Source organism: Sporosarcina gallistercoris (assembly GCF_050459885.1).
Lineage (GTDB): Bacteria > Bacillota > Bacilli > Bacillales_A > Planococcaceae > Sporosarcina > Sporosarcina gallistercoris_A.
In genome coordinates this window covers 1-21,221 of record NZ_JBCMNO010000031.1, presented here as the reverse complement: position 1 = coordinate 21,221, position 21,221 = coordinate 1, and the positions used below count along the sequence as shown (strand labels likewise).

Below are 21,221 nucleotides of genomic sequence, written 5' to 3'. Positions count from 1 at the left end.
GCATTTCCATCTGTTCCCGTTCATTAACTTGATTCTTCGTCATCATTTCCATCACCTCATTTGATTGTTGGGAGATTCTGTTGATTGTAGCGGAGAGCGGCGACTCCGTAGGGATCAGCGAAAGCTGTGACGAAGAACAGCTTTTGCGAGTAAAAGCGAAGCGTTAGGAGCACGTGTTTTCGAAGACCCTGGACTGAGCAAAGCGAGGGAGATGAGTGCTGCCTTAATTTCAGCATAGTTCGCTAAAATACGGCAAATCGAACTCTTCGTCGTTCGATTGGCTGAGGGCAAGCCCCTCGGAAAGCGTCCGCTCGCAGCGGAAATCAACTTTTCCTAGTTAATACTATTGTAAAAGAAAAAGACTGTAGACACCCCCCGTGATTTCAGGAGTATGTCTACAGTCTGAAACCTCCAGCTCAATTGCCGGAGGTTTGTAAATATGAATTATTTACGACGACGATTACGCAAGAATGTTGGAATATCTAATCCATCGTCTTGTTGAGACTGCTGTTGACCGCGAGCAGGTTCTTGGTGAATTGGCTGCTGATGTTGCGGTTCTTCGTGACGAATTGGATTGTTGGGCGTCGGATTGCTTTGTGGCGTCTGTGTCTCTCGCTGACGAACCCCGCCATATCCTGATGTTCGATTGCCGCGTGTTTGAGTGATCTGATCATCTGTGAAACCGGTCGCAATGACTGTGACGATGATTTCGTCTTTCAAATCATCGTTGATGACTGAACCGAATATCATGTTCACATCTTCATCAGACGCTGAAGCTACAATATCGGCCGCTTCTTGTACCTCAAATAGACTTAGATTCGATCCACCTGTGATGTTCATCAACACACCTTTTGCTCCATCGATGGATGTTTCCAGCAATGGGCTTGAAATCGCTTTTTTAGCTGCTTCGGATGCACGGTTTTCACCAGTCGACATCCCGATCCCCATAAGAGCTGAGCCTTTGTTAGACATGATTGTCTTGACATCGGCAAAGTCCAAGTTGATAAGCCCCGGTACAGCGATCAAATCTGAAATACCTTGCACACCTTGACGAAGAACATTATCCGCTTCGCGGAATGCTTCTAGCATAGGTGTGTTCTTGTCAACAATTTCTAGCAGCTTATCATTCGGAATGACAATAAGTGTGTCGACAGATTCTTTCATTGAAGTAATGCCGCCAATTGCTTGGGTTGACCGCTTACGGCCTTCAAATGTAAATGGACGGGTTACGACACCAACTGTCAGCGCTCCAAGATCTTTAGCGATCTGTGCAATGACAGGTGCCGCTCCAGTACCTGTCCCACCACCCATTCCTGCAGTGACAAATACCATATCAGCGCCTCGAAGTGCCTCTTCCAATTGTTCGCGGCTCTCTTCAGCAGCTTTCTTACCGACTTCCGGGTTAGCTCCGGCTCCTAAACCACGAGTCAATTTGCCGCCGATTTGAAGTTTCACTTCAGCTTGGGATAAGTTAAGTGCTTGCGCATCCGTGTTGACGGCGATGAACTCCACGCCTTGTACTCCATGCTCAATCATTCTATTAACTGCGTTGTTCCCGCCGCCACCAACACCGATTACTTTGATGACTGCGAGCGCTTCGATATTCGTATCAAACTCTAGCATCTTTTCTCCTCCTAATCATTCAACTTCTCATTTGGATCTCGATTTCATTCAAAAAAACTATCGAAAAAGCGTTTTGTTTTGCCGATCAGCGAATCTTTTTCTGGTTTGGGCGCTTGGCTCTTTCTTGTAGCAGGAGCAGCAGCTGTTTCGTCATAGGCTTGTCCCATTGGTTCAGAATGACTTTCTCCGAAGAAAACATCTTCCATACTCGCATACCGAATGAGTCCGACAGCTGTGGAATACATCGGCTCACGAACACCTATATATTCTGGCGTATGGATTCGGACACGTGTGTTAAGCACATGCCGTGCCAGTTGCAATATGCCGTCCATTTTTGTCGTGCCCCCAGTCAGCACAACACCACCCGGCAAATCTCGGATTCCCAAACGATAGAGCTCTTCCAGGACAAGTTCAAACAGCTCCTCGAGCCTTACGCCGATAATCTCCGATATGTATTTTTGGCTATACTGATCTTTAGTATCTGCACCGATAACAGGAACTTCAAATAACTCGTCGTCGGATGCGTCGTCATAGAATGCATGACCGTATTGGTGCTTGATTTTTCTAGCTTGTTCAGTCGGCGTCTTCAAAATAATAGAGAGATCCTTAGTAATATGATCCCCACCTACTGGAAGCACAACAGTTGCGGCAAATCGATTATCCCAAAACACGGAAACCGTTGTTGACCCACCACCAATATCGATGAACGCAGTACCGTGATTCATTTCATCTTCTGTTAACGCAAACGTCCCGGAAGCGAGCGGCTGCAAGTAGATTTCACGAATGGACAGCCCTGCCCGTTCTACACAACGAAGGATATTGTGTACAAGTGTTTTTGAAGTCGTGATCATTGTACCGTCCATTTCCAGACGCACTCCGATCATCCCTCTCGGATCTTTTATTTCATCATAATCATCCACGATGAATTGCTTCGGAATGATATTAACAATTTCTCGTTCAGGTGCAACAGACATTACTTGCGCAGACTCCATGACTCGATCCAGATCCTCATCTGTAATTTCACGGTTCACTGAGTTGACTGCAACAACGCCTTTCACGTCTTGAAGGGTGACACCATTAGATGGTATTCCAAGTACAACCTCTGTAACTTGTAATCCCGTCATCCGCTCTGCCTGTTCTACAGCTTTCCGGACGGACTGAACTGTTGCGTCGATATCCACAATGGATCCTTTACGGATGCCGGCAGATTGAACATTGCCGACCCCGATCACATGCAGGGATCCGCCATCCACCTCACCGATTAGGACTTTGATGGTAGAGGACCCGATGTCGAGTGATACATACATATTTGACTGACTCATCTTTGGCACCTCCCATTGTGACTCTTCTTCCATTCTATTGTATTCTTACTGCATTGTCTAAATATTTTCGCCATCCCCTCTCGAAATCCTTTCATTTTGAATTATTTGTCGCAGAAACTTTACGGTACTCTGACCATTTAGTGAGTAATACCCGTCGAATAACAGCTAGATTCTGGAATAACCGGACTCCGAATGCAAATATGGCAGCTAAGTAAAGGTCCACACCTAAGTGTACTCCCAGAAATGCTAGTGCTGCAGCTAGTAAAATATTGAAGAAAAATCCTGTTATGAATACTTGGTCATCATATACCCTTTGCAGATGGGCCCGGATTCCTCCAAGTAATGTATCGAGTGCTGCCAATACGGCAATTGACAAATAATTACCGTATTCTTGAGGAATCTGGATATCTGAAAGAAATCCAATTGACACTCCAAGTAATAACCCTAAGATTGGTAACCACATTGTCAGCCCCCCTTTGGCAGTTCTTTGAGAAAGTGGTTCTCGAATTTGTCGATACGGCCGTTTATTGTGACTTCAGATTCAGGTTGACCAACTTCGAGCACAAAATCCTCCAAATAGAAATCGTCAAGAATCGATGAGGATTGTAGAAAGTTATATAACTTTTCACTACTCCCTAAATCCGCTGATAGGATTTTTATCTGGAACGGAGGCAGTGATACAGGCAATCCATTCACCGTTGTATCCCCATTTATGTCCCGGATGGCACTCAAAGCAGTCACTCGCTTGCCATCGATCTCCATGTCAACTCCTTTAAAACGGTTCACGTCATTGACAAATCGGGTGAGCAATTCAGGACTCACTTCATGAAGCGGAATACCGATTGCAATGCTTTCCTGCGAAGGAACTACATCAATTACGATTCCCGGGCCTGTCTGATCTACCATTCCTGCTTGTTTACGTAAGCTGCGGACTGTATCAGCCAACACTTTTCCTGCACTTGCTCCTTCCGAGGCATTGTACTTTCCTAGTGTTTGGTCCAACGCTCGGACTTCGGTCAATAGTTCTGAATGGAGTTTCCGTTCCTTAGTCAACTCGTTCCTGATTGCCCACAAGTCCCTTGTATCTCGCTCTTGTGGATGCTGAACAGTATTATACTGGACCGCTACCATGAAACCGACAATGAGCAGGATGAAAGTGAACATCCATCTACGCTTCATACACACTCATCCTCCCTCGCCGGATTGAATTATCCTTGTATATCATCCCTTAATGCAGGCATTAGAATCTCTTTTTGTTTCTCGATTTTCATTTCGATATTATCTGATATTAAACTGTCTAAGACGCCGCCTTTTAAAGTAAGCGACGAGTGAAGCGCGTTGGAGTCACCGATTGCCTCTACCACGAATGGAGCGGGATAAGTCTGTCCGTCGATTGTAATGACAGGACCCGTGCATTTTATACTCGAATTCGCATTCAACCGCTGTCCATTGATCGATAACGCCTGAGCGCCAGCAATTTTCAGTTCGTTTACTACCAAAAGCACCTGGCTTTCATGGACGATATATTCGTTCGGATTCTGCTTTGCCGGATCATAGTCCCCATCAGCCATTTCAACGCGGACCCCTTGTCCACTGGCTGGAACAACTCCAAGCAGCAATCGGAGACTTTTCGCTTCTTTTACGAGTGAATCATGATTTTCTTCCGAATCACTTAATGCTTGTTCGACTTTCGCAATCATCTTTTGTTTCGATATGATTTCATCTGTCAGTTGTTTGTTCCGTTCTTTTTGGTCGATTAGTTCTTCACGGAACCCTTCTTCTTTAGAATCGATTTCAGAGCGCATCAGCTGCGTTTCAGAACCTGGACCAAGTGTACGATAGGAAAAGGACAATATGAAACCAAGCACTAAGAAAACGAGGGCATAAGAAATACGGTTATTCCTTGTTTTCCGATCACTCGTTTTCAGACCCACTGTCATCACCTTTTTCTTCATCTGCATTTTCTTCATCAGCTGTTCCTTTTTCACTTCCATATATCTTGCTATATGGTGTGAAATACGTTCCAACTTCCACGTCGATCACGCCTTTTTCAGAACCGTTCAGCTGATTTACAATCTCGGGATAATAAGACAGCTTGTCCGCAAGAGTTCCAAGCACCGCATGTACTTCATAGCCATCATCCATATATAGAATCACACTGTCACTATCAGAGTCATCGGATTCCCTGATTTCCGAAATAAGTTGATAAACCGATTCATCGAGTTCAACCAATTGGGAGGCAAGAAGTTTTCGCACCTTTTCATCTTCGAATCCATTCACAATCGGGATATCTGCGGAAGGTTCCGTGTCAGGTGTGAAAACTTCGCCATCTTCAAGAATAAGGTCGTATTGCCCTTTGCGATCGATCCACGCAATAGGTTTCCATTCCTGGACAGTAATGTGCACATCACGAAACCATTTGCGCTCTATAGAAGCCTCTTGCACTCCCTCTGCAGCACGAAGACGTTTTACCGCATCTACCACACTAAACCCCCAAAGAGAATCCCCCTTGGCGACTCCAGCTTGGTTTAAATAGAATTCCTTATCATGGAGAACGGCCCCATTCAATTCAACTGCATCGATTTTACTTGCTTGCGATTGAAAGTAAAGGAGGACGAGGAGGATGATAACAAAAACGAGTAGAATGAATACAAACTTGCGATTGGTCTTCTTACGCCGTTTTTTGCGCATAGACGGAATCCGTTCTTCAATGTCGATAACCTTCTCCATTTCCTCCCCCTCCTTTTCACTCAATCTATTTTGATCTGGAAAAATGTAAGATGGTCCCTACTGCAAGCCACGTAGTCAGCATAGAGGATCCTCCGTAACTGATAAACGGCAATGTGACCCCCGTTACCGGAAGCAGACCCGAAACAACACCGACGTTCAGAAATGTCTGGAAGATGATAATGGATGCCATGCCGGATACCACAAGACATTCTTTCCATCCTGACGTTCGGATGGCAATCCCGAATGCGCCAACAAGCAGACAGACAAACAGCAGCAACACTGCTGTTGCACCGATAAAGCCCGTCTCTTCCGCAATAATGGAAAAGATGAAATCATTTTGCGGCTCCGGTAAGTACAAATACTTTTGTCTGCTGTTACCAAAACCATGTCCGAGCAGTCCTCCAGGTGCGATTGCAAAAAGCGACTGGATGCCTTGGAACCCTTTACCGAGTGGATCACTCCACGGATCGATATATGATTTAATACGAGCCAAACGATACGGCGCTGCAGCTATCAATGCTGCAAAAGCACCGACCCCTGTCACTCCTAGCACAGAAAAGAAAGATAGAGGATAGCCTGCAACGAATAAGACGACAAAAGCGGAAACGATCATTATGACGGCTGAGCCTAGGTCAGGTTGCATCATTATTAAAGCAAAAGGCAATAAGATTAATGCAAAATGGCGCCAGTCCCATACTTTCTGCCTTGATTTCTTTTTCATACTCATTGCAAGCTTCCCGATCAAAGCCACTTTCACAAACTCTGCAGGTTGCAGACTGATCGGACCAAAAGCTATCCAACTTTGTGAACCATTTCTAACCGCTCCAATTCCAGGAATGAGCACAAGCGTCAGTAATACGACAGCTGCCGCATAGAAGAGCGTCCAAAACCTGTCTGTGGAGAGGAATGGAGTACGCATCATCCAATAGGCGATCGCAATGGAAACACCTATGTAAACGAGTTGCTTCACAGCAAATGGAGCGGCGTCGGCATACCGGATTTCACCCCAATACGCTGCGGCTGAGTGAACGAAAAGCACACCGATTATCGTGAGGGCAATCGCAGAAAACATAAAGAGCATTCTATACTTTGAAAGCAGTGGATGCATCCTTTCGCTGTTATATTTCCAGAACTAACGGATCCTGACAGTTCACGCTTTTAGTTTTTGAACAGCTTCGATAAATTCATCGCCTCTTGCTTCAAAGTCGGGATACTGATCCCAGCTCGCGCAGGCAGGCGATAGTAGGACGATGTCACCTTTATCGGATGCCCCGTATGCTTCCAGCAACGCTGCCTGAAGGGTACCTGTATCTTTCACAATCCCAACACCGCATGATTCCGCGAATTGGACGAGCCGATCTCCTGTTTCACCGATTCCGATCAGCGCTTTCACGTGAGTCATATGAGGACGCAATTCTTCGAACGAATGTCCCCGATCCAAGCCGCCAGCGATGAGAATCGTCGGTGTTTCGAAGGATGATAACGCACTTTTTGTTGCGAGCGTATTCGTTGCCTTCGAATCATTATAAAATCTGCGCCCATCGTATTCGGTGACAAATTGCATTCTGTGCCTCACCCCTGTAAACGAACTGAGAACACTTTCTATCGCACCTCTTTCACAGCCGTATATCAAAGCGGCTGCTGTAGCAGATAGGATATTTTCCAAGTTATGCGCACCAGGTAACGTGATTTTCTTTCTTGGGATAATCGGTTCACCTAGCCAGTATATCGATTCACTGTCCGCTGAAATCCCTTCAGCGGATCTGCCTTTTGTTGTAAAAGGAACGAGAGTAGCTTTACTGTGCCCGATATAACGCTTAATGACTGGTTGATCTGCGTTATAGATCAGAAAATCCGTTGCCGTCTGGTTTTTCGTAATTTGAGCCTTTGCTTCAGCATACGCGTCCGCACTGCCATGATAGTCCAAATGCGCTTCATACAAATTTGTCCATATTGCGATATGCGGACGGAATGCATCGACTCCCATCAATTGGAACGAGGATGCTTCTAAGACAATGACCTCGTCAGCTGTCGCTTTTGAAGCGACGGTACTAGCAACCGTACCAATGTTACCAGCGATTAGAGGGTGTCGATCTCCAATGTTCAACATGTGATAGAGTAATGTAGTTGTCGTCGTTTTTCCGTTGGAACCTGTTATTCCTATAATTGGTGCTTCGCTAACTAGATACGCCAGTTCGATTTCCGTCCAGATCGGGATTCCAAGTTGCTCCCCCTGCATGATCACAGGATTGGTATAAGGAATACCTGGATTTTTGACGATGAAATCAAACCCGTCTTCTAATATATTTTCAGGATGTCCACCACATAGTACCCGGATCCCCTGGGCACGTAATTCTTCAGCAAGCGGATTTCCATTATCAGGTGCAAAATCATTTAACGTAACAGAAGCTCCGCAAGCTGAAAGTAACGAGGCAGCGGCGTGACCACTTTTCGCGAGACCAAGGACAAGTGCTTTCTTTCCTGAAAACTGAGCTGCATTGTGCATTTACATCACCTCCATAAGTACAGGTACGATTGCAGCGAGGAGAGCGATTCCCCAAAAGACAAGTACCACTTTCCATTCCGACCATCCGGAAAGTTCAAAATGATGATGAATCGGACTCATCTTGAATACCCGTTTGCCCGTCATTTTAAAACTAATCACTTGAATGATTACAGACAGCGTTTCGATAACGTATACAATCCCGATTATGAGTAGCAAGAATTCCTGCTTCATGAGCATTGAAATCATCGCCAGTGCACCACCGAGAGCCAATGACCCTGTATCTCCCATGAAAACCCGCGCCGGTTTCATATTGAACAGCAAGAAACCGAGCATCGCTCCTGAGACTACAAAAGAAAACATCGCAATATCTTGCTGGTTATAAGAGACTGCAAGGATACCGAACGCAGAAAACGCGATGGATGAGGTTCCTGAAACCAGGCCATCCAATCCATCGGTAAGATTGACAGCATTCGAGAATCCAACGAGCCAGAATATCAGGAATACGACATAAAAGATTCCCATGTCAAGTTCAAATCCAGTGAATGGAATAGATATCACTGTATCGAATGGTCCTAATTTCAATAGGAAAAACGCAAAGATCGCGATAATGATTTGCCCGATCAGTTTTTGCAAAGATGTCAAACCTAAATTCCGTTTCATGACCACGATGATGAAATCATCAATGAATCCGATAATCCCGAATCCAACCAAGACGAGCAATAGAACAATTGTCTGAGTAGTGAGTACGCCATTTATGTAAGACAAAATAGGCGTTGCGATAAGAATCGCAACCAGGAAGATCAGTCCGCCCATTGTTGGTGTCCCTGCTTTTTTCATATGGGCTTGAGGGCCTTCTTCCCGAATGCTTTGGCCGAATTTCATCCTTCTCAGCAGCGGGATGATTGCATACCCCAGTATAGCGGTAAGACCGAATGTTACGGCAATAGCCGTGATTGTTGTGACGAGCGTCATGTTTAGTTCTCCTTCTGTGTTCCCAAACAAGTTGTTGGTTCAGTCGTATTCCTACAATTACTCTGTGTATAAGTGAATGACATCTTCTTCGTTCACCACTGTTCCAGAAACAGGTAACTGTTTGCTAACTTTCTTGCCATTACCATGCCATTTGATTTTGAGCGTGTATTGCTGTTTTGCCACTTCATCTTTCGTCATCCCTTTTAGATCAGGAACACGTTGTGTCAGGGCATCTCCCCAGCGGTATTCTTTTTCAATCTGACCTTTTTGAGGTTCGATACCTGCCAATGGAGCAATTTCTTCAATGATTCTTCCTACAATAGGAGCAGCAATGACGCCCCCGAATTGAACGGAGTTTTTAGGGCTGTCAATGGCGACATACACGACCAGTTCAGGATCATTGGAAGGCGCGATGCCGATGAATGAGACAATGTAGTCCCCTTCTTTGTACTTTCCATCCTGGACCTTTTGTGCAGTTCCCGTCTTACCGCCCACTCGTATTTCATCCACGAACGCATTACGTCCGGAGCCATTGGCAACAACAGATTCCAGTGCTCTCCGAACTTCTGCAGACGTTTCTTCGCTAATGACGCGGCGTTTCATCTCTGGCACATAAGATTGAGAGGCGTTCCCATCAGGTCCGATAATTTCCTTGACGATGTATGGTTTGTACAGCATTCCTCCATTGACAGCTGCAGCGACAGCTTGCACTTGTTGGATTGGAGTGACTGCAATCCCTTGACCGAATGAGGTGGTTGCTTGCTCCACTGGCCCGAATGCGTCCTTAGCAAACAAGATCCCTTTTGCTTCACCCGCAATTCCAGACTCCGTCGACTCACCAAAACCGAACTCACGAATATAAGAAGATAGTTTCTCTTCTCCTAAACGACGCCCGATTTCTATGAAACCTGGGTTACACGAGTTTTCAACGACTTCAAGAAATGATTGATGCCCATGTCCTTCACGCTTCCAACAACGTAAGCGAGCTCCGCCTACCATAGTATAACCTGGATCATTGAAGGTTTCATGGTCCAAGTCAATAACTTTTTCTTCCAGTCCTGCAGCTAGCGTCATAATCTTAAATGTGGAACCCGGCTCAAATGTCATCCAGACTGGTAAATTGCGATTGTAGATAGCAGGGTCCGCATCCTGGTAGTTTGAAGGATCGAATGTTGGTGTAGATGCTAAAGAAAGCAGCTCTCCGGTTTTCGGATTCATCACAATTGCAAGCGCTTGGCTGGCATCATACTTTTCCATAGCTTGAGAGAGTTCCCGTTCAACGATTTTCTGCATCTCAGCATCGATTGTCAATACTACCGATGAGCCTTCTTCACCGTCTTTGAAGTCATCATCCACGTGTGGCAGAGGTACCCCTCTTGCATCCGTGTACATCCGGATTTTGTCACCTGTGCCATTGAGAAACTCGTTATACGCATATTCTATACCAGCAAGACCTTCACCGTCGTACCCTGTGAATCCCAGAAGCCGTGAAAGTAATTCTCCATTCGGGTAGCTTCGCATGAAATCCACGCCAGTATACAAACCAGGAATTTTCAATGCTGTAATTTCATCCGCTTGAGCCTTAGCAATGTTTTTACCCTCAGGGGCCAATTTAACCATATAGGTTTTTTTACTCATTTTCTCTGCTAACATCGCCTGATCGACCTGCAGTATCGGCGCAAGTTTTGCTGCTGCCTCTTCAGGGTCCGGATTCTGTGCAGGCATGAAATAGAGCGTGGGTGCAAGCCGGTTTCCGACTATCAGCTTTCCATTACGGTCCACTATCTCGCCCCTCACACCGCCGAAAGGGATTTCACGGTCCCAGTTCGCTTGGGCGCGCTCCTTGAGCCATTCATGTTTTATAATCTGCGCATGGAATAATTTGCCGACTGTTGCGCCGAGTAGTAGTAAAAAAATAATGAATACGGCTCGCAATCTCTTTTTAGACCGCATTCCGATCAGTTCTTTCAAAGAGCTTCACACCTCTCGTTTTATTGCTAATTTATGAGAGAGTATGCTCAGCTATTCATCAACCACCAATAATTTCAGGTTCTTCTTCTGTTTCCGGCTCCGTTTGGTTGAGTTGTTCGGGTTCTTCCAATGTGATGACGATTGGATCACTTCCGGAAACGGCTGCTCCAGCCGACAGGCTCTGTTTCACAACGAATCCTTCCCCATTCAACCGGATGTCAAGTCCAGAGAAGTTCTTGAACACCAGAATCTGTTTCTTGGACCACCCTGTAAAATCAGGTAGTACAGTATCTCCAGTTGTTTTAAGTAGCACAAGCGATCCTTTTGTCACCGGTGTACCGACTTCAGGAGATTGCTGGACTACCTCACCTGGCTGTCCAACGACTATCGGCTTCAAGCCCGCTCCCGTTAAACGTGTTATGACCTCTTCTGAAGATTCACCTTTATAATCTTTCATTTCAAATGACTTCTCCGGCTGTTCGGCGTCAGGTGCGATATTTAAATACTTCAAGCTGTTTTCCATTATGGACGTGAAGATTTCAGAAGTGGGGTCTGATCCGTACTGACCTGCTTTCAATTGCGGTTTCTGAACAAGGACATATGTTAATAATTGTGGATCATCGATAGGAGCCATTCCGAGGAACGAGTAAAGATAATTCCCATCACCTGCAATGTACCCGCCACCTGTGGTTCTCGGGATTTGTGCAGTCCCTGTTTTCCCACCAGCATCATATCCATCTAAAGCGAATTTCTTACCTGTTCCATGTTCGGAAGTGATCACCGATGCTAGAATTTCACGCACTTGTTTTGCTGTTTCCTTTGAAATCGGACTTTTTTTCTCACTAGGTTCATGTTTCTCGACGACTTCATCTGTATTTGGATCGATGATTTGATCAATAACATACGGTGTCATCATTTTACCGTCATTAGCGATTGCTGTTGCAGCCTGTATCATCTGAATCGGCGTTACAGTCGACCCTTGTCCGTAAGAAGTCGTGAGTCGCTCACTTGGATAGTTCGCCAGCAGAATACCAGATGCCTCTTTCGGTAAGTCGATTCCCACTTTTTTACCAAATCCGAATTCCTCAAAGTATTCGATTAATGTCTGATCTCCCAATCTCTCGAGTAAGTAGGCCATAGAGACGTTCGAAGATCGTTGGAAACCTTCAAGGAAAGTGATCATTCCCCACCCGACTTTATTCACATCGCGAATGGTCTTATCATAAATTTCATATTGTCCTGATTTGTAATAGGCATCCGGATCCCATTTGTTTTCTTGGATGGCCGCTGCAAGTGTGAACATTTTCATGGTCGATCCCGGCTCGAATGTTTCTTCCACAGCTTCGTTCAGCCAATTCTCCGTCAATCCCTCACGCGTCCCGGGGTGGAACGAAGGACGCTGGCTCATCGATAGGATCTCCCCGGTTTTCGGATTCACTACAACTGCCAACATCTTCTCAGGATGATATTTCTCTTCAGCCCGATTGAGCGCATCTTCCGTAAAGTTTTCTATCGTTTTGTCTAGGGTTAGCTGTATAGTCTGGCCATCTTTAGGTGCTTCGATGTTTTTTTTCGAGTCACGCAGCGGGATTCCCCATCGATCGGTCTTGAAATCCACTTTTCCGTCAGTTCCTGTCAGTTGCTTATTGTACGTTTTTTCAAGGCCCATTTTACCGATAGTTTTCACCGTTTTGTCTTCAGTTTCTTCCGGCATGGCAAAGCCAATTAAATACGAAGCAAAATTCCCATTCGGATAAAGCCGTTTTTTGTCCTCGAAGAAACGGATCCCCGGTAACTCTTCTTTTTTGATGGCATCGGCAGTCTCATTGGAAATGGAACGTCCCGCTTTTCCGAATTCAACTTGATACGCACCCTCTTTCGCATTAGTGAATCGTTTCAGGATCTCTTCCTTGTCCATATCAATATACTTACTAAGCACTTCTGCTGTATGTTCAAAATCAGTGACATGCTGCGGTTTTTTAGAACCTTTGCTCGCTTCTTTACTGAGAACCGCGATTAATCGGTAACTCAGTGTATCCGTCGCAATGACTTCCCCCGAACGGTCGACAATCTGACCGCGGTCGGCTCGTAAGACACTCTCTTTTAAATACTTCTGGTCTGCCATGGCGGCAAGAGCCCGTCCGTCTATTTGACCGGTCACTTGAATTTGAAGCATTCTTCCGAACAAAAGGAAAAAGAGCCCTCCAAATAATAAAAGCATTAGAAAGGCTCCACCTTGAAATCGAAATTTCTTTTTCTTCATCGTCCAGGCACGACCTTTACGTTACTTTCATTCAGATTCAAGCCAAGTTCTTTTGCTTTCTCCCAAATACGTTCATAAGTCGATTTCTCACTTACTTGGTTGGACAATTCGATATTCTGTTTTGATGTTTCCTCGATTTTGTTTGTAAGATTATGCATCTCTTTGTTTGTATCATTGATTTGCGCCTGTGTATGAAGCACCGTCGTTGAAAACATCACAAGTGCCGCAACGAATACAACAGTAAGAAATTTTTCACCCGGTGAGAAAAACTTCCGGGTTTTCGGAGCAGGTATCGATGCAGGATTTGCTTGAGTTTCCTGTTCCGGTATGTAATTCGGTTGGATTTTACGTTGCTCTAGAGCCATTCATCCTCATCCCCTTTTCATTTTCTTTCGGCTATTCTAAGCTTTGCAGATCTTGCTCGTTTGTTGGCTTCTATCTCTTCTTCACTTGGCAAAATAGGTTTACGGGTAATCAGTTTCAATTTGACATCAAGTCCTTCTGGTATCACAGGCAGGTTGGGGGGAAGCTCTGGTAAAGAAGCTGCTTCTTTGAAAATCGTCTTGCACAATCGATCTTCCAACGAGTGAAATGTGATGACACTGATACGGCCTTTCGGATTCAAGAGGTCAATTGCATCTGTGAGCGAGGTTTCTGCTGCACCTAATTCATCATTGACGGCTATACGGATTGCTTGGAACACTCGTTTTGCGGGGTGTCCGCCAGTCCTTCTTGCAGCTGCCGGAATTCCCGTTTTGATAAGTTCTGCAAGTTCCGCTGTCGTTTGAATTGGCTTTTCAGCTCGTGCTTCCTCTATTTTCCTTGCAATACTTTTTGAGAACTTCTCTTCACCATAGCGGAAGAAGATCCGGAGTAAATCTTGATAACTCCATTCATTCACGACCTCAAAAGCAGTTAGCGGGGCTGTCGTATCCATTCTCATGTCCAGCGGGGCATCATGGTTGTAACTGAATCCTCGTTCAGGTGTATCCAATTGAGGTGAAGAAACACCAAGATCGTACAAAATCCCATCTACAGTTTCTATATCAATTTTATGGAGTTCCTCTTTCAGCTGACTGAAATTAGCGTGTATGAACGTCACTCTATCCAAAAACTCCGATAACGTTTCTTTCGCCGCTTCAATGGCAGTCATATCTTGGTCAAAACAGATAAGTCTTCCTTTACCTGAAAGTTGCTTAGCAATTTCCTTACTGTGTCCCGCACCGCCAAGTGTGCAGTCGACATAGATACCTTCAGGTTGTATGGAAAGGCCTTCTACAGCTTCGTGAAGTAATACAGTTGTATGATCGAACACCGGTACCGCCTGCTTTCTAAAAATTAACGTCTCAAATCCGAACCAACAAATCAAAAGTCAAAGTCCATGATATTCTCTGCGATATCGTTAAAGGATTCTTCGGATTCCTCGTAGTACGTCTGCCAATTTTCTTCAGACCATATTTCAAATCTTCCGGAAACACCGATAACCATGCAGTCTTTCGAGATTTTGGCATAGCCAAGTAGTGAAGATGGAATATTGACACGACCTTGCTTGTCCAGTTCAACTTCAGTTGCCCCGGAGAAGAAGAATCGCGTGAATGCTCGGGCGTCTTTCTTGGTCACAGGGAGCGCTTTCAATTTCTCTTCAAGTTTTCTCCATTCATTCATCGGATAACCGAAGAGGCAATTGTCAAGGCCTCGAGTCAGCACAAAACCATCCGCAAGATCCTCCCTGAATTTCGAAGGGATTATCAAACGGCCTTTTGTATCGATAGTATGCTGATATTCGCCCATGAACATACCCTTCACCCCACTATATAAATTTAATGTACCACATCCCCCCACTTTCCTCCACCAATTTCCCAAATTGCAATGAAAATGTATCAATAGTACTTCATTTAGTGAGATTGTTACAAGTATTACAAAGAAAAGCACCCCTATACGCATAGATGTTGCGCGTAAGAGATGCTCATGATTATCACTTATAAGTAAATAACAACATGTTGGCCATTAATCGGTAACGAAGCCTTCAGCAAATCATCGATTAGTGTCGGTCCATATACATTTAAGAATGGATATGGAGTATACGTACGTTCCTGCAGGTTTCGTTCCGGATACAAATCCCCTTCTATCAGACTGTAATTCCGGATTGCAGCTGCATATTTGCGTAATAAGGCGTCTTCCGCTTTATCTTTAAGATAGTTAAGTTGGCGCAAATGGTACGTACGATTTTTTTCAGCGAGACTCTTCAAATCCTTGTCAGCAATATGCTGCTCCATTTCATTATACTGCGCCTGGATCATACCCTCAGTTTCTTGGAGTAACTTTTCGAGTTCAACGTCTCGTTGCTGATCCAGAAATTGAGCTCTTCTGCTAATGACTTCTCCAGCCATCACTTCATCCACTGTCAGTTCGGATTTCTCCAAAGCATGCTGCGTTTCAGAAGTGACTAATGTTATCGAAATTCTGGGAACGAGTATCGGCATTTTCATATCCAAATGATTAAAAGCATCTTTCAATAGCGACCAGTACGCAATTTCACCCGGTCCTCCGACAAATGCAAGAACAGGGAATACCATATCTTGCATTAAGGGTCTCGTAGCCACATTATTACTCAGAAGCCATGGTTTTTCTACAGCGATTTCAAGCAATTCTGCAGTTGAAAAACGTATACCAGCAGATTCATTGACGAAGGAATCACCTTTCCTGCTCAATAAGACTCGACCTGTGTCGTGAACGTAAAACAAGTGAGCTGCATCTTCTGCTGCTTGAATAGGTGTTCCGAAACCTTGCTCTTCAAATAACCGTTCTTTCATCACGACTTTTTCAGCAATCGCTTCAGACTCGGCAATAAGTTTCTGGAAATAGACGGATTCGAGTTTCCGCAATGACTTGTCTGCAGAATCTATGAACAAGAGTCCGTGTTTCTGGAATAGGTCATTCATTAATCGGACAAAGAATCCAGTAAAAGTCTGTTCCTGTTTAGCCGAATAAAGCACTCCATCTAATAACTCTTTAGTATATGCTGTCTCTTCGTAATCACGGAACACTAGACGGATGTAGTCAGCCATTTGCTCACCATCATATTCGGTATGGGAAGCCATCGTCTTCAAGACGAACCTTTCTGGATATTGCTGTTTCACCGGCCGTCCGTCTTGTTCGGTAAAGACATGATTGATTTCTCCCAGATCATGATCTTCCCCGGCTACCCAAAAAACAGGGATGACTGGGACACCCATTTCGTTCCGGCGTTGCTTTGCAAGCAGAATAACCGTAATTGCTTTATGAACGGAATAGAGGGGTCCTGTTAAAAGGCCAGCTTGTTGCCCGCCAATAACTACCACTCCATCGTTAGAAAGCTCATCCAAATGGGCAGCCGCCGCATCTGAAATTCCGAAGGGTTCCATGTATGTACGTATTGTACTTGCAAGCTCCTGTCGTTGAAACGCGCGACTGTTCAATTCAGTGAGTCGCTCTGGGTAACTGTCAGCGCTATGTGTTGTATAGTCATAGAACGTTTTGTTGAACTGCTCATCGTGTTCATATGCATCCATAACGGCGCTCTTATGTACTTTTTGTGATGCGATTTCCATCGTTCAAGCCCCTTTTTACCATCTGTTTATGGTATGAGTATATCACTCCGCTGTCATTGTTAAAAAACATACGCTTATCGACCAAGCTATCCCATTAAAAAATCAGCAACTGTTTTGACAACACCTAACAGGAGCAAGGAAATATAGAGTAATGACAAGAACAGAAATAGCATTCTCCACAAATTGCGGAACATGACCTGAATCCGGAACTCTTTACTGCGAATTCTTTCCGCTATCGCAAAACCGATTCCGACTACAAGGACACCTGACAGAAGAAAAATACTTGCCTGTATATTTGCTATCACTCTAACTAGTACGCTCACGGACAGGAACAAAAAAGGGACGGTGACGTCTGCCGCAATTCGGAATGACCTCACAGAAGATCGTCCACTCACTCTTACTAAGACGTACAAAACAATAGTTAACAAATAAGGCAAGATGATGATGAGCGACATTAAGAACTGTAAGCTCTCCTTCATGACTTCTCCTTCCCATCATCAATTGCTTTCAGAAGCAATTCAAACGTTTTAAGGGTAGGCATCATCTCTTCCTTCCCTTCAAGAATTGCGCTGACAATCGTATCCGTCTCCATCAGAACACCATGGCTCCGATCAGTTAGCATGGAAGAACGGTTATTGGAGGTCTTTCTGCAAACTGCTTCCACTGCCGAAAGGGGTAATGTTTTTACCGCTTCAGGATATCCAGCTGCAAGTTCGCTATGAATCATTTGCATCAGATGATGTGCTGATCGATTAGTGAGCAGTTCACCATTCTTCAAATCCAAAATCGCCGTCAATGGATTAATACAGCAATTGATGATTGCCTTTTTCAGAAGCATCTGAAGCCCATCCTGTTCTTGTATCATTGGAAAAAACGAAGAATTCGCTATGTATAAGTGAGAAGGATGTATTTGGTTCCCTTTAAGCGCTGCAATACCCATCACGCCAACGCCATTGTGGACAACTGTTCGATTGCCAGTCCTCCTAGCGCCATGGGTCAAAGACGCGACTGAAACAGATTGTATGGAAGTGGCTTTTCCTAGGTCATAGTGGCGAATTCCATTTTGAATGAACATCAGATGGGCGGGGCGGACAGAGTTTTCCAGTCGGTTCACTAAATCACGCAGATCATTTGATTTTACAGCAAGGATCCAGAATGCATGCTGCGGCGCTTGTTCCAAATCCGAAAATGCATGAACTTTAAAAATGCGATCGCAGCCATCCTTCACCCTTATCGCACCATGATCTCGTAATTCAATAGCTTGTTCTTCCCTCTTAGTAAAGAATGACACCGATACTCCCGCTTCTGACAAATATGTACCGATTAAGAGTCCCATCGCTCCCGCTCCTGCAATAACAACTTCCATTCTTTCTCCCTCCTGTCATGAGAAAAGTCCGCCGAGTAGGCGGACGGCACTCAATCACTTAAACTGGATAAACCGGATGTTTCCGAGGAGGCTGCGGGATTCTCTTTGTACTATACAATTCAAAACGCGCCGCTAGGACATTGCGCAAATCTGAGGGCTTTACGATTTCATCGATAATCATTTCCGATGCTAATCGATAGATATCAATCTCTTCTTTGTATTCCTGCTGTTTCTCCTGTACATACGCCCGACGCTCTTTCGGATCTTCTATCGCTTCAATTTTGTTTGAATAAACTGCATTCACAGCCGCTTCCGGACCCATCACTGCAATTTGTGCAGTGGGTAATGCAATACAGACATCCGGCTCAAAAGCAGGACCTGCCATTGCATACAACCCGGCTCCGTATGCCTTACGGACGACAACTGAAATTTTCGGCACCGTTGCAGAACTCATCGCCATAATCAGTTTTGCTCCGTGACGGATAATCCCCTCTCTTTCCACTTTCGTCCCAATCATGAATCCCGGAACGTCCGCTAGAAATAGCAACGGAATGGAAAAAGCATCACACAAGTTGATGAATTTTGCTCCTTTGTCTGCAGAATCCACGAAAAGCACCCCGCCTTTCGCTTTCGGCTGGTTTGCAATAATTCCTACAGACTTACCATCGATACGCGCAAGTCCTGTTATCAATTCAGGTGCGAATTTCTTTTTCACTTCAAAGAAACTGCCTTCGTCGATCAGCACATCCAACGCTTCATACATATTGAAAGGCGCATTTTGATTCTCCGGAATGATTTCTTCCAGTGTCCGGCATGCTTTCGCTGCTACAGCTTCCGCTACCGGAACAGGCTCTGTAAAATTTGCAGGGAAGAATGCAAGGTACCGTTTCGCTTCAGCAATTGCTTCCTCTTCGTTTTCCGCCAATACATCCCCACATCCACTGATGGAGCAATGCATTTCCGCACCGCCCATTTCCTCCAATGACACTTTCTGACCAATGACCTTTTCAGCCATTCTCGGAGAACCTAAATACATCGATGCATTCCCCTTGACCATGATGACAAGATCACAGAAAGCCGGTATGTACGCACCTCCAGCAGCTGACGGTCCGAACAGAACGCAGATTTGCGGGATGAACCCAGACAATCTCACTTGGTTATGGAAGATCCTTCCTGCCCCTCTCCGATTCGGGAACATATCCAGCTGATCTGTAATACGGGCACCCGCGGAATCGACCAAATACAACATAGGTACGCGATGCAATTCAGCCGTTTCTTGGATTCTGATGATTTTCTCTACAGTCCGGGATCCCCATGAACCTGCTTTGATTGTCGAATCATTCGCCATAACACAAACAGTTTGGCCACCGACTTTCCCCATTGCGGTGACGACCCCGTCTGCCGGCAAGTCCCCTGCTTCGCAATTCGCGAAGCGTCCATCTTCTGTATACTCCCCGTCGTCAAACAGCAACTCCAATCGGTCGCGCACAAATAACTTGCCTTGTTGAGCAGCTTTTTCATGATATTTAGTTTGTCCGCCTGCAAAGATTTTTTCGAGCTGCTGTTCAAGCTTATGATTGTACCCCTTTTGTTCTTCCGTGTGGTTTGTCATGTGAACTCCCCCTTAGCTAATTCGCTTATCCTTCAAACGTAAGAATGAGGTCCCCTTCGTCAACAAAATCCTCCTCTTTAACAGCGATCGATGCCACTTTTCCATCCATTTCAGCTTCAACAGGAATTTCCATCTTCATCGATTCAAGGATGACAACGACATCCCCTTTTTTCACTTCTTGCCCTACTTCAACTTCAATTGTGAAAACTGTTCCTGTCATTGTAGAAAGTACTTGAGCCATATTGTTTTCCTCCTCTACTTTTGCGTGGTGCAGATAGATGATTTTCATATATCTATTTACTAGTTTATCTGAACATTGAAACCGTTTTCAACTATTCATCCATCTTTGGAATATTCAATTAATAAGAAATCTTTAGGACCGGCTGCGGAATCGTTGTACAGCTTCATGATGCGCATGCGATTCCCATAGAATTGAACACTGTTTGCACTCATCCATCATCCTGCCCTTCAAATCCGATTGCTTCCACTTTCGGATTGCGACCATTTTATAAGCCTGCATCACTGAAGGCTCAATATGTGCAAATTCAGCAATGAATTGTTTTAAAGCCACTTCCTTATCACCGCTGAATATATCCGTGACCCAACCCCATTCCGCCAGTTTTTCAGCTGTATGGACACGTGATTCAGTCAATAGCTGAAGCGCTTTGCTATGTCCGAACTCTTTCTCGTATAACAGTGATGCGCCGCCCCAACCAGTGGTGATTGCTAGAGTCCCTTGGATGAATCCAGCTTTTGCCCCAGACCGCATCAATCTATAATCACACGCAGCGGCAATTTCACAGCCGCCGCCAACCGCGGCTCCGTCCATTAGCGCAATGGTGGGGGCCGGCAGTGTCGCAAGCCGGTACAGCAACTCTGTCATTCGCGAAAGCATCGGAAATGCTTGTGCAGAAGTCTCTAAGGTGTGGAACTCTTCCAGATCACCTCCTGAGCAAAATGCTTTCCCTCCCTCAGACGTGATGACCCCCCACCTTACCGTACGGTCTGACTCAATTAGGTTGATGAATCGTTCAAGGCCTTCCATCACTTCATGATTCACTGCGTTCCGGACTTCAGGACGCGTAATGGAAAACGTAACGACTCCTTGAACAGATGTAATGTTGAATGGCATAATACAGCCTCCTCGATTTTTATGTTCTAAATCAAATGTTGGGGTGATGTGAGTTGCTCGTCACCCCTCAACCTAAATGAATCCCAATTTCTTTATACTTCATGTTTAATAAAATCTTCGCTCTAAAGTGATCG

Annotated in this window: 20 protein-coding genes; all 20 read right to left on the bottom strand. The window is 45.0% G+C overall.

The features are described 5' to 3' along the window. Window positions 1-444: 444 nt before the first annotated feature. On the bottom strand, window positions 445-1,623 hold the full coding sequence (ftsZ, locus tag ABE021_RS15325) for a cell division protein FtsZ (RefSeq protein ID WP_430289872.1): 1,179 nt from the start codon (window positions 1,621-1,623) through the stop codon (window positions 445-447). 44 nt (window positions 1,624-1,667) lie between these two features. Further along, window positions 1,668-2,945 (bottom strand): cell division protein FtsA, encoded by a 1,278-nt coding sequence (gene ftsA, locus ABE021_RS15320; protein ID WP_430289871.1) that lies wholly within the window; start codon window positions 2,943-2,945, stop codon window positions 1,668-1,670. Between the two features lie 91 nt (window positions 2,946-3,036). Beyond that, window positions 3,037-3,408, bottom strand: coding sequence for a small basic family protein (locus ABE021_RS15315; protein ID WP_430289870.1), 372 nt, complete (start codon window positions 3,406-3,408; stop codon window positions 3,037-3,039). A 2-nt stretch (window positions 3,409-3,410) separates the two neighbouring features. Further along, window positions 3,411-4,124, bottom strand: a complete 714-nt coding sequence (locus ABE021_RS15310; RefSeq protein ID WP_430289869.1) for a DUF881 domain-containing protein — start codon at window positions 4,122-4,124, stop codon at window positions 3,411-3,413. Between the two features lie 29 nt (window positions 4,125-4,153). Further along, the gene (locus ABE021_RS15305; protein WP_430289868.1) at window positions 4,154-4,915 is read right to left on the bottom strand and encodes a DUF881 domain-containing protein; all 762 of its coding nucleotides are present in this window, start codon (window positions 4,913-4,915) and stop codon (window positions 4,154-4,156) included. After that, window positions 4,860-5,675, bottom strand: a complete 816-nt coding sequence (locus ABE021_RS15300) for a cell division protein FtsQ/DivIB (protein WP_430289867.1) — start codon at window positions 5,673-5,675, stop codon at window positions 4,860-4,862. Before ABE021_RS15300 ends, ABE021_RS15305 begins: the two co-directional genes overlap by 56 nt. A gap of 25 nt (window positions 5,676-5,700) precedes the next feature. Further along, a complete protein-coding gene (gene ftsW / locus ABE021_RS15295) occupies window positions 5,701-6,747 on the bottom strand; it encodes a putative lipid II flippase FtsW (protein ID WP_430289865.1) in 1,047 nt (348 codons plus the stop codon). A 78-nt stretch (window positions 6,748-6,825) separates the two neighbouring features. After that, complete coding sequence (gene murD, locus ABE021_RS15290; RefSeq protein WP_430289864.1) at window positions 6,826-8,181, bottom strand: UDP-N-acetylmuramoyl-L-alanine--D-glutamate ligase; 1,356 nt, start codon at window positions 8,179-8,181, stop codon at window positions 6,826-6,828. Further along, on the bottom strand, window positions 8,182-9,153 hold the full coding sequence (mraY, locus tag ABE021_RS15285; protein WP_430289863.1) for a phospho-N-acetylmuramoyl-pentapeptide-transferase: 972 nt from the start codon (window positions 9,151-9,153) through the stop codon (window positions 8,182-8,184). 57 nt (window positions 9,154-9,210) lie between these two features. Next, the gene (locus ABE021_RS15280) at window positions 9,211-11,106 is read right to left on the bottom strand and encodes a stage V sporulation protein D (protein WP_430289873.1); all 1,896 of its coding nucleotides are present in this window, start codon (window positions 11,104-11,106) and stop codon (window positions 9,211-9,213) included. Window positions 11,107-11,182: 76 nt separating this feature from the next. Then, entirely contained in the window at window positions 11,183-13,345 is a 2,163-nt protein-coding gene (locus tag ABE021_RS15275) for a penicillin-binding transpeptidase domain-containing protein (RefSeq protein WP_430289861.1), read from the bottom strand. Window positions 13,346-13,383: 38 nt separating this feature from the next. Continuing rightward, on the bottom strand, window positions 13,384-13,752 hold the full coding sequence (gene ftsL, locus ABE021_RS15270) for a cell division protein FtsL (RefSeq protein ID WP_430289859.1): 369 nt from the start codon (window positions 13,750-13,752) through the stop codon (window positions 13,384-13,386). A gap of 17 nt (window positions 13,753-13,769) precedes the next feature. Further along, on the bottom strand, window positions 13,770-14,702 hold the full coding sequence (gene rsmH / locus ABE021_RS15265) for a 16S rRNA (cytosine(1402)-N(4))-methyltransferase RsmH (protein ID WP_430289858.1): 933 nt from the start codon (window positions 14,700-14,702) through the stop codon (window positions 13,770-13,772). A 50-nt stretch (window positions 14,703-14,752) separates the two neighbouring features. Continuing rightward, window positions 14,753-15,184: a division/cell wall cluster transcriptional repressor MraZ gene (gene mraZ, locus ABE021_RS15260; protein ID WP_430289857.1), complete on the bottom strand. Its 432-nt coding sequence runs from the start codon at window positions 15,182-15,184 to the stop codon at window positions 14,753-14,755. A gap of 182 nt (window positions 15,185-15,366) precedes the next feature. Beyond that, a complete protein-coding gene (gene bshC / locus ABE021_RS15255; protein ID WP_430289855.1) occupies window positions 15,367-16,977 on the bottom strand; it encodes a bacillithiol biosynthesis cysteine-adding enzyme BshC in 1,611 nt (536 codons plus the stop codon). 86 nt (window positions 16,978-17,063) lie between these two features. Beyond that, on the bottom strand, window positions 17,064-17,456 hold the full coding sequence (locus ABE021_RS15250; protein ID WP_430289853.1) for a DUF3397 family protein: 393 nt from the start codon (window positions 17,454-17,456) through the stop codon (window positions 17,064-17,066). Continuing rightward, the gene (locus tag ABE021_RS15245; protein ID WP_430289851.1) at window positions 17,453-18,343 is read right to left on the bottom strand and encodes a ketopantoate reductase family protein; all 891 of its coding nucleotides are present in this window, start codon (window positions 18,341-18,343) and stop codon (window positions 17,453-17,455) included. Before ABE021_RS15245 ends, ABE021_RS15250 begins: the two co-directional genes overlap by 4 nt. Before the next feature lie 58 nt (window positions 18,344-18,401). Further along, entirely contained in the window at window positions 18,402-19,955 is a 1,554-nt protein-coding gene (locus tag ABE021_RS15240) for an acyl-CoA carboxylase subunit beta (RefSeq protein WP_430289849.1), read from the bottom strand. A gap of 25 nt (window positions 19,956-19,980) precedes the next feature. Beyond that, window positions 19,981-20,196 (bottom strand): biotin/lipoyl-binding carrier protein, encoded by a 216-nt coding sequence (locus ABE021_RS15235; RefSeq protein WP_025785162.1) that lies wholly within the window; start codon window positions 20,194-20,196, stop codon window positions 19,981-19,983. A 132-nt stretch (window positions 20,197-20,328) separates the two neighbouring features. Next, on the bottom strand, window positions 20,329-21,087 hold the full coding sequence (locus ABE021_RS15230; protein WP_430289847.1) for an enoyl-CoA hydratase/isomerase family protein: 759 nt from the start codon (window positions 21,085-21,087) through the stop codon (window positions 20,329-20,331). Window positions 21,088-21,221 lie beyond the last annotated feature (134 nt).

Coding starts and splice junctions, on each gene's coding strand:
- ftsZ (WP_430289872.1), bottom strand. CDS start 1,623: ATGCTAGAGTTTGATACGAATATCGAAGCGCTCGCAGTCATCAAAGTA.
- ftsA (WP_430289871.1), bottom strand. CDS start 2,945: ATGAGTCAGTCAAATATGTATGTATCACTCGACATCGGGTCCTCTACC.
- ABE021_RS15315 (WP_430289870.1), bottom strand. CDS start 3,408: ATGTGGTTACCAATCTTAGGGTTATTACTTGGAGTGTCAATTGGATTT.
- ABE021_RS15310 (WP_430289869.1), bottom strand. CDS start 4,124: ATGAAGCGTAGATGGATGTTCACTTTCATCCTGCTCATTGTCGGTTTC.
- ABE021_RS15305 (WP_430289868.1), bottom strand. CDS start 4,915: ATGAAGAAAATGCAGATGAAGAAAAAGGTGATGACAGTGGGTCTGAAA.
- ABE021_RS15300 (WP_430289867.1), bottom strand. CDS start 5,675: ATGGAGAAGGTTATCGACATTGAAGAACGGATTCCGTCTATGCGCAAA.
- ftsW (WP_430289865.1), bottom strand. CDS start 6,747: ATGTTTTCTGCGATTGCCCTCACGATAATCGGTGTGCTTTTCGTTCAC.
- murD (WP_430289864.1), bottom strand. CDS start 8,181: ATGCACAATGCAGCTCAGTTTTCAGGAAAGAAAGCACTTGTCCTTGGT.
- mraY (WP_430289863.1), bottom strand. CDS start 9,153: ATGACGCTCGTCACAACAATCACGGCTATTGCCGTAACATTCGGTCTT.
- ABE021_RS15280 (WP_430289873.1), bottom strand. CDS start 11,106: ATGCGGTCTAAAAAGAGATTGCGAGCCGTATTCATTATTTTTTTACTA.
- ABE021_RS15275 (WP_430289861.1), bottom strand. CDS start 13,345: ATGCTTTTATTATTTGGAGGGCTCTTTTTCCTTTTGTTCGGAAGAATG.
- ftsL (WP_430289859.1), bottom strand. CDS start 13,752: ATGGCTCTAGAGCAACGTAAAATCCAACCGAATTACATACCGGAACAG.
- mraZ (WP_430289857.1), bottom strand. CDS start 15,184: ATGTTCATGGGCGAATATCAGCATACTATCGATACAAAAGGCCGTTTG.
- bshC (WP_430289855.1), bottom strand. CDS start 16,977: ATGGAAATCGCATCACAAAAAGTACATAAGAGCGCCGTTATGGATGCA.
- ABE021_RS15250 (WP_430289853.1), bottom strand. CDS start 17,456: ATGAAGGAGAGCTTACAGTTCTTAATGTCGCTCATCATCATCTTGCCT.
- ABE021_RS15245 (WP_430289851.1), bottom strand. CDS start 18,343: ATGGAAGTTGTTATTGCAGGAGCGGGAGCGATGGGACTCTTAATCGGT.
- ABE021_RS15240 (WP_430289849.1), bottom strand. CDS start 19,955: ATGACAAACCACACGGAAGAACAAAAGGGGTACAATCATAAGCTTGAA.
- ABE021_RS15235 (WP_025785162.1), bottom strand. CDS start 20,196: ATGGCTCAAGTACTTTCTACAATGACAGGAACAGTTTTCACAATTGAA.
- ABE021_RS15230 (WP_430289847.1), bottom strand. CDS start 21,087: ATGCCATTCAACATTACATCTGTTCAAGGAGTCGTTACGTTTTCCATT.